Origin of the sequence: Hydrogenophaga sp. A37 (assembly GCF_002001205.1) — a bacterium.
Classification (GTDB): Bacteria; Pseudomonadota; Gammaproteobacteria; order Burkholderiales; family Burkholderiaceae_C; genus Hydrogenophaga.
In genome coordinates this window covers 1-11647 of record NZ_MUNZ01000110.1, presented here as the reverse complement: position 1 = coordinate 11647, position 11647 = coordinate 1, and the positions used below count along the sequence as shown (strand labels likewise).

The following is an 11647-nucleotide window of genomic DNA, read 5'->3' as shown; positions in this document are numbered from 1 at the left end:
CGCCAGAACCCGCCCCTGGTGCACCGCCTTGACCCAGAACACGACCCCGCTGCCCGGCCCCGCGCCGGACATGCCCGCCGCTCCACTGAGCCCCGCCCACGCCGCCGCCCTGCGCACGGCGGCCGTGCTGTCGGTGCGCGGCGCGCGCACGCACAATCTGAAGAACATCGACCTCGACATCCCCAAGCACGCGCTGGTGGTGATCACGGGGCTCTCAGGCTCGGGCAAATCCAGCCTGGCGTTTGACACCCTGTACGCCGAAGGCCAGCGCCGCTACGTGGAGAGCCTCTCGGCCTACGCGCGGCAGTTTCTGCAACTGATGGACAAGCCCGACGTGGACCTGATCGAGGGTCTGTCGCCGGCGATTGCCATCGAGCAGAAGGCCACCAGCCACAACCCGCGCTCCACCGTGGGCACGGTGACCGAAATCCACGACTACCTGCGCCTCTTGTACGCCCGCGCCGGCACGCCGCACTGCCCCGAGCACGACCTGCCGCTGGCCTCGCAGAGCGTGGCCCAGATGGTGGACACGGTGCTGGCCCTGCCTCAGGACACGCGCCTCATGATCCTGGCGCCGGTGGCGCGCGAGAAAAAAGGCGAGTTCCTGGAGCTGTTCGCCGACATGCAGGCCCAGGGCTACGTGCGCTTCCGCATCAACGGTGAGGTGTTGGAAGCCGAAGCCCTGCCCACGCTCAAGAAGACCGAGAAACACAACATCGACGTGGTGATCGACCGCATCAAGGTGCGCACCGACGCGGCCGACGAGGCCGTGAATCCACTGCGCCAGCGCCTCGCCGAAAGCTTCGAGGCCGCGCTGCGCCTGGCCGAAGGCAAAGCGATCGCGGTGGAGATGGACAGCGGCGCCGAACACGGCTTCTCGGCCAAGTTCGCCTGCCCGGTCTGCAGCTACACCGTGGGTGAGCTGGAGCCGCGCCTGTTTTCCTTCAACTCGCCCATGGGCGCCTGCCCCAGCTGCGACGGCCTGGGCCACACCGAGGTGTTCGACCCCGAGCGCGTGGTGGCCTTCCCCACGCTCAGCCTGGCCAGCGGCGCCATCAAGGGCTGGGACCGGCGCAACGGCTACTACTTCGCCATGATCGAAAGCCTGGCGGCGCACTACAAATTCGACGCCGAAGCGGCCTGGGAATCGCTGCCTGAAGCGGTGCAGCAGGTGCTGCTATACGGCTCGGGCGAAGAAGAGATCAAATTCAGTTACGCGCTCGAATCGGGCGAGCGTGCGGGCAAGAAGATCAGCAAAAAACACCCCTTCGAAGGCATCATCCGCAACTTCGAGCGCCGCTACCGCGAGACCGACAGCGCCAACGTGCGCGAAGAGCTGGCCCGCTACCGCGCCACCCAACCCTGCCCCGCGTGCGACGGCACCCGGCTGCGCCTGGAAGCGCGCCACGTGTTCGTGGGTGAAGGCGAGCAGAAACAACCCATCTACAAGATCAGCCACATCACGCTCGGTGAGTCGCTGGCCTACTTCAGCCAACTGCAGCTGCCGGGCGCCAAGGGCGACATCGCCGCGCGCGTGATCAACGAGATCCGTCAGCGCCTGAAGTTCCTGAACGACGTGGGCCTGAACTACCTGAGCTTGGACCGCAGCGCCGACACGCTCTCCGGTGGCGAGGCGCAGCGCATCCGCCTGGCGAGCCAGATCGGCAGCGGCCTGACCGGAGTGATGTACGTGCTCGACGAACCCAGCATCGGCCTGCACCAGCGCGACAACGACCGCCTCATCGCCACCCTGCAGCACCTGCGCGACCTCGGCAACACGGTGCTGGTGGTGGAGCATGACGAGGACATGATCCGCTGCGCCGACCACGTGATCGACATGGGCCCGGGCGCGGGCGTGCACGGCGGCCATGTGATGGCACAAGGCACCTGCGCTGAAGTGATGGCCACGCCCGGCTCGCTCACCGGCCAGTACCTGAGCGGCGCGCGCGCGATCGCCGTGCCCGCGCGGCGCACGCCCTGGCTGCCAGTGAACAAAGCCGCCGCTGCGGCCAAGGCCGCGCCGATCAAGTCGCGCTTCCCCATGAGCCCGGCCGCCGAGCGCCGCAGCGCACGCGAAGCCCTGCACCTGGCCACGCTGGGCGAGCTGCAGGAGATCCGCGTGGTCAACGCCACCGGCCACAACCTCCAGGGCGTGAGCGTGGCCTTTCCCGTGGGCCTGCTCACCTGCGTGACCGGTGTCTCGGGCTCGGGCAAATCGACCCTGGTGAACGACACGCTCTACGCCGCCGTCGCACGCACGCTCTACCGCTCACACGAAGAACCGGCCGAACACGATGCCATCGAGGGCATCGAACATTTCGACAAGGTCATCAACGTCGACCAGAGCCCCATCGGCCGCACGCCGCGCAGCAACCCGGCCACCTACACCGGGCTGTTCACCGGCATCCGCGAACTGATGGCCGAAATGCCCACCGCGAAAGAACGCGGCTACGGCCCGGGCCGCTTCAGCTTCAACGTGGCCGGTGGCCGCTGCGAGGCCTGCCAGGGCGACGGCGTGGTCAAGGTGGAGATGCACTTTTTGCCCGACGTCTACGTGCCTTGCGAGGTCTGCCACGGCCAGCGCTACAACCGCGAAACGCTGGACGTGCAGTACAAGGGCAAGAACATCGCGCAGATCCTGGACATGACGGTCGAACAGGCGCACGCCTTCTTCACCGCCGTGCCCACGCTGCACCGCAAGCTGCAGACGCTGATGGACGTGGGCCTGACCTACATCCAGCTCGGTCAGAGCGCGACCACGCTCTCGGGCGGCGAGGCGCAGCGCGTGAAGCTCGCACTGGAACTGAGCAAACGCGACACCGGCCGCACGCTCTACATCCTGGACGAGCCCACCACCGGCCTGCACTTCGCCGACATCGAGCTGCTGCTCAAGGTGCTGCACCAGCTGCGCGACGCGGGCAACACCATCGTGGTGATCGAACACAACCTCGACGTCATCAAGACCGCCGACTGGCTGATCGACATGGGCCCCGAAGGCGGCTCAGGCGGCGGCACCGTGGTGGGGGTGGGCACGCCGGAAGACATCGCCGCCAACGGCGAAAGCCACACCGGGCGCTATCTGGCGCGGCTGCTGAACCGCTGAGCGACACCGGGTCTTCGCCCGCCTCAGGGGCAGCGATTGGCCGGGTTCAAAGGCCGCCCAGATCCTCGATGGCGTCGATCACCATGCCGGTCCCCACGGCGATCAGCAGGATGTCGGTGGCCACGCGCACGAACTTGTGCCCGGAGGGCGGCAGTCCCAGTTGCACCTGCACCGCAGCCGGCACTGGGTAGTACACGATCGAGGGGGACAGCACCTCGCCGCGGCGCCACTGCCGGGCCTGGCCCGGGGGCATGCAGCCGTTCTGCTTCTTGGCCAAGCCGGGCGGGCATTTGCCGCTGCGCACGCGCGGCTCGTAGTAGGCCCGGGTGGCCTGGCGCTGGGGTTCGCTGAAATAGCCGCCGATCTGTATCGTGACCGTCGGCGCGGCGATGCGCGCCACCGGTGCTTGCCGGATCTTCGGCGGCTTGTCACCCTTGTCCTGCTTGCCATGGCCCTTGCCGTTCTGGCCCCCTTCCACCCAGTCGGGTTTGGCGGCATGGGCGCCATGCAGCGCGGTGCCGAGCGTCAGGCCCAGGATCAGGGCGCGAAGAAGGGAGGTGGACAAGGTGGGCATGGTGCGATGAACCTCAGGTAAGGAAGCCCGTAGTGTGCGCCTGCACCGCAACCGAAGGTAACCCAGCTCGGGCACCCCCGGGCAACCCGGGTTCACCGGCTGCGGTACGCGATCCCGATGGTCACGCTGTGCGTGGCCAGGCGCCCCACCAGCGGGCTGCGCGCGGCGCGGCCCACGATGCGTGACATCTCCAGCCCGCCGAAGGCCACCCAGTTGTCGCCCAGCGCGGTGGAGAAGTTGATGCCCCCACGCAGGTTTTCCAGACCGCCACCCAACTGGTAGGTGTCGCGACCGGTCGCCTGCGCACCCTCGAGGGTGATGCCGTAGTGGGTCTGCATGTAGCGGGCGTTGCCCAGGCCGGCGCCGAGCGACACATCCCACAGCGTGTCGTCGGAGTAGGGGTAGGCGTAGTTGACGCCGGTGCCCAGCCGCAGGCCACCGCCGCGACCGAGCAGGTCGTGGTCGGTGTTCATGCTCCAGCTCCAGCGGGGGCCGAGGGCGCGCCGGGCGGACAGCCGGGCGCGCACCGTGGTGCCAATGTCGGGCAGGCCACGCAACAGCGGATCGTTGTCGAAACTGCGGCCGTTGTCCAACCGCAGCGACACATTGAGACTGAGGTCTTCTGTGGGTCTGAACACGGTCGACAGACCGGTTTCCAGCGCATCCCGCCCCACGCTCATCAGGGCGCTGGCGCGCGAGCGCGACACCCTCAACGGGCCCAGTTGGAACGCCCACAACGGCTTGAGATCGGTGGTCGAGCCTTGCGCGGTCCCGACGTGCGAGTTGCCGTTGACGACGGAGGCTCCAATGAGGAAATCGTCCTCCTTGTCGCGCGAGGCGTCTTCGGCCCAGGCGCTGGCCGTGAACAAGGCGCCGGTGAGTGAGGCGAGGCAAAGAAGGGGGCGGCAGATCGTGGGCATCGGCGGATCATACCGACGCGTTGGACCGCCTTGCGGGCGGGAATACCAGTATCAGGGTCAAACCCGGGCGCTCGGCCGTTGCGCCACGCGGTCGCGCCAGGCCTGGAGCGCGGCCAACCCCTGCTCGCCCGCGTTGAAGCGCATCAGGCGCGCGAACTCCAGCGCGCAGAAGGCGGTGATGTCGGCAATGGTGAACCGTTGCCCGGCGACCCAGGGCTGGCGCTGCAGCTCGGCGTCGAGCCAGGTGGCGGTTTCGAGGAGCTTCTCGCCTTGAGAGCGGCCGAACTCCGGGAACTGCGGCTGCTCCAGCGCTGCCAGGCCCGGGTGGGTGTGGCGCACGCAGTTGCCCACCGGCAGCAGGAAGTACCACTCGATGCGCCGGTCGGCCATCTCGATGAAGGCGCGCTCGGTGGCGTCCACGCCCATGAGATTGGGCTCAGGGTGGCGCCCTTCCAGGTAGGTGCAGATCGCCCGGGTCTCGGTGAGCACGCGGCCGTCGTCCAGCTCCAGCGCCGGGATGCGGGCCAGCGGGCTCTTGGCACGGAAGGCCTCTGTCTTGTGCTCTCCGGCGTTGAGGTCCACGTTCACCAGGTCCAGACCGTTGACGCCTTTCTCCACGAGAAACATCAATACGCGGCGCGGGTTGGGCGCCCGGGGTGCCACAAACAGCTTCATGCCCGGCCCCCGGTGAGGCTCTGGCCGGTCTCGACGATGCGCCGCGCCTCTTCGGCGAACTTCTGCGCGCCGGCGTCGCCGTCGCGAGAAAGGTCCACCTTGGACGGCGGCCGCTCGATGCCGCGCTGCGCGGCCGGGCGCTGGCGGATCGCGTCGCGCCAGCGCTTGAGGTGCGGCAGGTCGTCCATCTCCACGCCCGACCAGCGGTGTGTGCGCACCCAGGCCCAGTTGGCGATGTCGGCGATGGAATAGTCGCCCGCCAGGTATTCGTGGTCTGCCAGGTGACCGTCGAGCACGCGGAACAGGCGCTTGCATTCGCCCTGGTAGCGGTCGATGGCGGCCGGGATCTTCTCGGGGAAGTAGCGGAAGAACACATTGGCCTGGCCCATCATGGGACCGATGCCACCCATCTGGAACATCAGCCACTGCAACACCCGCGAGCGGCCCTTGGCGTCGGTGGGCATGAGGCGCCCGGTTTTCTCGGCCAGGTAGATGAGGATGGCGCCCGACTCGAACACCGCGAAGTCATCGGCCTCCCGGTCGACGATGGCCGGGATGCGACCGTTGGGGTTGATGGCGAGGAAGGCGGGCGTCTTCTGCTCGTGCTTCGACAGGTCCAGCACCTTCAACTCATAGGGCAGGCCCAGTTCTTCGAGCGCGATGGACACCTTGTGCCCGTTGGGCGTGGCGGCGGTGTAGAAATCGATCATGCGGCGGCTCCTCGCAGGCAAAGCCTGCATGGTAGCCAGGCCGGCCCCCCAAGGCTGTCGCCTGCGGGCAGCGCCGGGAGTCAGGCTTTTGCGGCGTTCAACAGGTCGCGCGTGCGCAGCGCCTCGGTGCGTGCCGCCGCAGCAAAGTCCTCGCCACCCGAGGCGTACAGCACGGCGCGCGAAGAGTTCACGATGACCGGCCCGGTGGTCTCGCCATCCTGTGTGCGGTGGCCCGCGCGGATGGTCGCGACGGCGTCACCGCCCTGCGCGCCCACGCCGGGGATCAGCAGCGGCAACGTCGGGGCCAGCGCGCGCACGCGCTCGATTTCTTCCGGGTAGGTGGCGCCCACGACCAGGCCGAGCTGGCCGTTCAGGTTCCAGGGGCCTTGCGCCAGGCTCGCGATGTGTTCGTACAGCCGTGGCTGGCCCTCGACCGTCGCCAGTCGCTGGTTCTGCAGGTCGTCACCGCCGGGGTTGGAGGTGCGGCAGAGCAGGAAGGCGCCCTTGCCGTGGTACTTGAGGTAGGGCTGCACGGAGTCCCAGCCCATGAAGGGCGAGAGCGTCACGGCGTCGGCGCCGTAGCGCTCGAAGGCCTCGATGGCGTACTGCTCGGCGGTGCTGCCGATGTCGCCGCGCTTGGCGTCGAGGATCACCGGCACCTGCGGCGCCACGCGCTTCATGTGCGCCATCAGGCGCTCCAGCTGGTCTTCGGCGCGGTGCGCGGCGAAGTAGGCAATCTGCGGCTTGAAGGCGATCACGGTGTCTGCCGTGGCCTCGACGATGGCCGCGCAGAAGTCGTAGATGCGCGAGGCGTCGCCCTTCATGCCGGCAGGAAACTTGGCCGGATCCGGGTCCAGGCCGACGCAGAGCAGGGAACGGTTCTGGCGCTCGGCGCCGCGCAACATGTCGAGGAAGGTCATGCCCCGGATTTTACGTTTCAGCTTCGGAACGGCCAGGCCGAACACAGCAGGCCCCCTCGGGGGGCAGCGACCCGCGCAGCGGCGGAGCGTGGGGGTCTCATCTAAGATCGCGCGGATGCATGCCCTGTCCCGCCAGCAACTGATCCTGCTCGTCCTGCTCACCATCGTCTGGGGCATCAACTGGCCGATCATGAAGTTCGGCGTCACGGGTTTTCCACCGCTGACCTTTCGCAGCATCTGCATGTGGCTCGGCCTGCCGGTGCTGGCGCTGTTCCTGGTGTGGCGAAAAGTGCCGTTTCGCATCGGGCGCGAACACTGGCGCGAGCTGGCGGTGCTCACCGTGTTCAACATGCTGTTCTGGCACACGCTGGCGATCCTCGCGATCCAGTCGCTCTCCAGCGGGCGCGCGGCCATCCTGGGCTACACCATGCCGGTGTTTTCAGCGCTGATCGGCGCGGCCTGGTTCGGCCAGCGGCTGGCGGGCCGCGCCTGGTTCGGCGTGGCCGCCGCGGCCTTGGGGGTGCTGTTGCTGCTGTGGCACGAAATCACCACGCTCTCCGGCAAGCCGCTGGGCGTCGCCATGATGCTGGTGGCCGCCGCCACCTGGGCGCTGGGCACGCAGCACATGCGGCGCACGCGCATCGCCCACCCCACACTGGCGATCTCGTTCTGGATGACGGTGATCACCGCCGTGTGGATCACGGTGATCGCGCTGCTGTTCGAGCGCGACGCCTGGATGGCACCCAACCCTACGCAATGGGCGGCCATCGTCTACAACGCGCTGGGCGTGTTCGCGTTCGCGCAGGTGGCCTGGCTGATGCTCGCACGCGACCTGCCGCCCATCGCGTCCACCTTGTCGGTGATGTTCATCCCGGTGCTCGGTGTGTTCAGCGGCGCGTGGTGGCTGGACGAGGTGCTGCACTGGCAGGACTGGACCGCCGTGGCGCTGGTGATGCTGGCCATCGCGACGGTGTTGTGGCCCGTGCGCAAACCGGCCTGACCCTCAACACACAAGTTGTCACATGGACCTGAACTTGCCTCCCTTTGATGCGCGCCTGTGGGTGGTGGTGCTCTCCGGATGCGTCAGTGTTTTTCTGATCTGGCGTCTTTGGCGCTCAGAGGAGCACCTCTTCTTCAAGGTCAGCCTGAGCGTGCTGGGACTGCTTCCGGTACTGGGCCCTTTGATGATGCTGTGGATCGGCCATTTCCCGTCTCGCGTGCCTGCCGTCTTCCGTGACAACGGTAAATACAGCAGTGACGTCTATGAAAAATGGCGTCACGTGCATGAAGAAAAGGATCCTGTTCGCCGGCAGGAGAAATGGCAAACCATGGTCGATCAGTCCGACCACCCCGGGCGCTGACGGGACCGAGAGTCGTCAGCCTGGCATCGCAGCCATCAGGAAGCGCTCGATGGCCGTCGCCAGCGCGATCGGGGTTTCGTCCATCGGGTAGTGGCCGGCGTTGGGCATCACCTCCAGCCGCGCGTTGGGGTAGTGCTGCAGCCAGGTGGCCCGGCAGGTCGCTTCGCCCAGCGCCGGGTCGTTGGCCCCCGCGATCACCAGCACCGGCAAGGTCTGGCCCTGGATGCGCTCGACGAAGGTGGTCTTGGCCCAGGCCATCAGGTAGTCGGCCACGGCCGCTTCGACGGAATGCGCCACCGAGCCCTGGGCCATGCGGTCCAGCCAGACGCCGGTGAGCCGGTTGCCGGTGGTGAGGTCGATGATGGCGCGGCGGGTGCCCACGTCTTTCGCCGCCGCGGAAAAGAAGGCCCAGCCGGCCTCGTCAAACGGCACACCGCTGGCGGGCACCGGGGTCACGCCCACCAACGCCTGCACGCGCTGTGGCGCGTCGGCCAGCACGTGCTGGATCGCGAGGCCGCCCATCGAGTGCCCCACGAGCGCAAAGCGGTCCCAGCCCAGCGAATCGGCCAGCGCCAGCGCGTCCTGCGCAATCTGGGCGATGTTGTAAGGACCGCCGCTGCCTTTGCGGTGGCCGTGGCCGCGCTGATCGAGAAAGGCGTAGCTAAAGGCCTCTTTGTCCAGGTGGTAGACCAGCGGACCCCAACCGCGCGCGTGGCCGAACCAGCCGTGCAGGCAGATCACCTTGCGCGGGCCGTGACCGATGAGGGGAGCGTCGTAAAGATGGGTCATGGGGGTTCTCCTCGGGTGGTGTGTCGCCGCATGATGCACCCGCCCAGTGGCTTCGTCTGCTCCGGAACAACCCGCAACCCCTGGGTTTCAGGACCCCTCCACCGTCTCCATGGCCAGGCACAGGTCGGCCCAGGCCTTGGCCTTGTCGGCCGGGGTGCGCAGCAGGTAGGCCGGGTGGTAGGTGACGATGACCGGCACGCCCTCGTAGCGGTGCACGCGCCCGCGCAGGCGACCGATGGGCTCGTCGGTCCGCAGCAGCGACTGCACCGCGAAACGCCCCATGGCGACGATGACTTTCGGTTGCACCAGCGCCACCTGCCGCGCCAGATAGGGCTCGCATTGCGCGACCTCGGCCGGCTGCGGGTTGCGGTTGGCCGGCGGGCGGCACTTGAGCACGTTGGCGATGTAGGCGCCCTTGGCGCCCTCGCCCGCGCGGCTGCGGCCCACGGCGCGCAGCATGTTGTCGAGCAGCTGGCCGGCAGCGCCCACGAAGGGCTCGCCTTGCAGGTCTTCGTTTTCACCCGGGGCTTCGCCCACGATCATCCAGTCGGCCTGCGTGTCGCCCACGCCGAACACGGTGTTGCGCCGGCTCTTGCACAGGCCGCAGGCCTCGCAACTGGCCACGGTGGCCTGCAGCGTGGCCCAGTCCATGGCGCCGACGTCGGCCGGGCGCTGGCGTTCGACGGTTGCCACCACGGGTGCGGCGGCGGGTGCGGGCACCACCGGCGCTGCAACGGGCGCTCGCACCGGCGCTGCCACAACGGCGACCGGCGGGCGAGCGGGCGGTGGCGGCGCAGCCGCCACTGCGGCAACGGGAGCCTGGACCTCGGCCTCCGGCGCCACGGCCCGGGGTGCCCAGACCTTGACGCCCATCTCGGCCAGCATGGCGCGCTGGCGCGCGTCGAGCTGGGGCACGAAGGAGGTGGCGGCCTGGTCGTCGTCGGTGGGGGTGTTCATGTCGGTCATCGGGTTTCTCCAGCGCCACCGGCGACCAGGTTCAGGCTCATCACCACGGCGTCTTCGCGCTGCAACGGACCCGACGGGTAGTAGGCGCGGCGCAGGCCAACCTGCTGGAAGCCGTACCGCGTGTACAGCGACCGGGCCGGCGCGTTGCTGGCGCGTACCTCCAGCCAGAGCCATTGCGCCCGCTGGCCGCGCGACCACAGCGCCAGCGCGTCCAGCATGAAGCGGGCCCAGCCCTGGCGCTGCTGCGAGGGCGCGACGGTGATGTTGAGCAGGTGCACCTCGTCCACGCCGGGCATCGCCACCAGGTAGCCGAGCAGCACGCGCCCGTCGGCGCGGCGTGGGTGCGGTGTCTCGCCGGGCAGCGCCTCGCCGAGCAGCAACACGGCCGGGTAGCCCGAGGCGAGCGAGTCGGCGAAGTGCCGTCGCGACCAGGGGTGGGTGTAGGCCAGCTTTTCGACCTCGTGCACCGCGTCCAGATCGGCGTCGGTCATGGGTTCGAAGGCCACGCGGCGCTGCGGGTGGGCGTCGGGCGCGGCCGGCCAGTCGCGCAGGGCGTCACCGGGCATGACAACCCCTGAGGAACCGGTGGCCTGAGACTGCGACATGACTTGCGCCTCAAGCCCCTTGCGGCGCGGGCCGCAGGGCGGCCTGTTCCAGCCGCAGCCGTTCGCGCTCGGCGGTGGTCCGCGCGACCTGGTCGCGCACGTACAGCGGCAAGGCGTCCTGCGCGGCCACCGCCCGCCCGGCGGCCAGCAGCGCTGGCGCGAGTGCCAGCAGGGCCATTGCCGTGGGCAGCGCGCGCTCGCGCGGCCCGGGCAGGTCGGCCAGCCCGGCGGCGTAGGGCTCAAACACATTGCCCGCCAGCAGGCAATCACCCGCCTCCAGCGTCAGCCCCGTCGGCAGGCTCTCGCGCAGGTGCGCGCCGAGCAAGGCGGGCGCACACAGGCGCGGCGGCTGCAGCGGCGTGGCTTCCAGGCCCTGCGGGCCGCAGGCGTAGAGCGCCACGTACGTCTCGTCCATGCGGGCGTCGAGCAGGGCCGCGATCACGGCGGGCTGCGGCTGGCCGGCGATCAGGCGCTGTTCGCGCGCCGCTTCGGCCAGGGCCAGCAAGGTGTCCACCGGCAGCACCGGGAGACCGCCAGCGCCGTACGCCAGACCCTGGGCCACGGCACAGGCGGTGCGCAAGCCGGTGAACGAGCCCGGGCCACGCCCGAACACGATGGCGTCCAGGCTGTGCAAGGTCCAGCCGGCCTGGCCCAGCAGGGACTGCACCGTGGGCAAGAGCGTGGCCGAGGACTGCGCAGCACCCGGCCCGCTGTGTTGCCACATCGGCGCACCCGGCGCACCGCTGCCCAACGCCACCGAGAGGATGTCGGTGCTGGAGTCGATGGCGAGCAGGCGCAGGAAAGACGGCATGAGGGGCATTATCGGCGAGGGTCTGCGGCCCATAATCGCGGCTCCATGACCTGCCTTCCCCTGCTGCGCTTCGGTGCGATCGCCTTCTTCGCGGCCCTCTCGCTGCCCCTGCCAGCCCAGGACAGCGATCTGAGCGCGGGCGAGCTGCGGCTGAAGCCGGAGGTCGGCCTCTCGGTGCCGTCTGCCCCTCCCGAGACCGTGATGGCCCACCCC

12 protein-coding genes are annotated in these 11647 nt (G+C 69.0%); 3 read left to right on the top strand and 9 right to left on the bottom strand.

Annotated features, from left to right (window positions below):
* Positions 1 to 70: 70 nt before the first annotated feature.
* Positions 71 to 3103, top strand: coding sequence for an excinuclease ABC subunit UvrA (gene uvrA / locus B0E41_RS13420; RefSeq protein WP_077331661.1), 3033 nt, complete (start codon positions 71 to 73; stop codon positions 3101 to 3103).
* A gap of 46 nt (positions 3104 to 3149) precedes the next feature.
* Here uvrA and B0E41_RS13415 read toward each other — a convergent pair whose 3' ends face one another.
* The 5 genes from B0E41_RS13415 to pyrF all read right to left on the bottom strand — a co-directional run bounded on the left by B0E41_RS13415 (position 3150) and on the right by pyrF (position 6902).
* The gene (locus tag B0E41_RS13415; RefSeq protein ID WP_077331656.1) at positions 3150 to 3677 is read right to left on the bottom strand and encodes a hypothetical protein; all 528 of its coding nucleotides are present in this window, start codon (positions 3675 to 3677) and stop codon (positions 3150 to 3152) included.
* 92 nt (positions 3678 to 3769) lie between these two features.
* Complete coding sequence (locus B0E41_RS13410) at positions 3770 to 4597, bottom strand: MipA/OmpV family protein (RefSeq protein WP_077331655.1); 828 nt, start codon at positions 4595 to 4597, stop codon at positions 3770 to 3772.
* Between the two features lie 57 nt (positions 4598 to 4654).
* Positions 4655 to 5272 carry a glutathione S-transferase family protein gene (locus B0E41_RS13405; protein WP_077331654.1) on the bottom strand — a complete coding sequence of 206 codons (618 nt, stop codon included), beginning with the start codon at positions 5270 to 5272 and terminating at the stop codon, positions 4655 to 4657.
* Positions 5269 to 5982: a glutathione S-transferase N-terminal domain-containing protein gene (locus tag B0E41_RS13400; RefSeq protein WP_077331653.1), complete on the bottom strand. Its 714-nt coding sequence runs from the start codon at positions 5980 to 5982 to the stop codon at positions 5269 to 5271. Before B0E41_RS13400 ends, B0E41_RS13405 begins: the two co-directional genes overlap by 4 nt.
* An 80-nt stretch (positions 5983 to 6062) precedes the next feature.
* Positions 6063 to 6902 (bottom strand): orotidine-5'-phosphate decarboxylase, encoded by an 840-nt coding sequence (gene pyrF / locus B0E41_RS13395; RefSeq protein ID WP_171984760.1) that lies wholly within the window; start codon positions 6900 to 6902, stop codon positions 6063 to 6065.
* A gap of 115 nt (positions 6903 to 7017) precedes the next feature.
* Here pyrF and B0E41_RS13390 point away from each other — a divergent pair, with 115 nt between their 5' ends.
* Both B0E41_RS13390 and B0E41_RS13385 read left to right on the top strand, forming a co-directional pair.
* Complete coding sequence (locus B0E41_RS13390; protein ID WP_077331652.1) at positions 7018 to 7902, top strand: EamA family transporter; 885 nt, start codon at positions 7018 to 7020, stop codon at positions 7900 to 7902.
* A gap of 22 nt (positions 7903 to 7924) precedes the next feature.
* On the top strand, positions 7925 to 8263 hold the full coding sequence (locus tag B0E41_RS13385; protein ID WP_077331651.1) for a hypothetical protein: 339 nt from the start codon (positions 7925 to 7927) through the stop codon (positions 8261 to 8263).
* A 15-nt stretch (positions 8264 to 8278) separates the two neighbouring features.
* On the opposite strand, the gene B0E41_RS13380 is transcribed toward B0E41_RS13385, so the two are convergent.
* The 4 genes from B0E41_RS13380 to tsaB form a co-directional block, all read right to left on the bottom strand.
* Complete coding sequence (locus tag B0E41_RS13380) at positions 8279 to 9052, bottom strand: alpha/beta hydrolase (RefSeq protein ID WP_077331650.1); 774 nt, start codon at positions 9050 to 9052, stop codon at positions 8279 to 8281.
* Positions 9053 to 9139: 87 nt separating this feature from the next.
* On the bottom strand, positions 9140 to 10009 hold the full coding sequence (locus tag B0E41_RS13375; RefSeq protein WP_077331659.1) for a uracil-DNA glycosylase: 870 nt from the start codon (positions 10007 to 10009) through the stop codon (positions 9140 to 9142).
* Positions 10010 to 10014: 5 nt separating this feature from the next.
* Positions 10015 to 10509 carry a ribosomal protein S18-alanine N-acetyltransferase gene (gene rimI, locus B0E41_RS13370; protein ID WP_253194833.1) on the bottom strand — a complete coding sequence of 165 codons (495 nt, stop codon included), beginning with the start codon at positions 10507 to 10509 and terminating at the stop codon, positions 10015 to 10017.
* A gap of 124 nt (positions 10510 to 10633) precedes the next feature.
* A complete protein-coding gene (tsaB, locus tag B0E41_RS13365) occupies positions 10634 to 11434 on the bottom strand; it encodes a tRNA (adenosine(37)-N6)-threonylcarbamoyltransferase complex dimerization subunit type 1 TsaB (RefSeq protein WP_253194831.1) in 801 nt (266 codons plus the stop codon).
* Positions 11435 to 11647 lie beyond the last annotated feature (213 nt).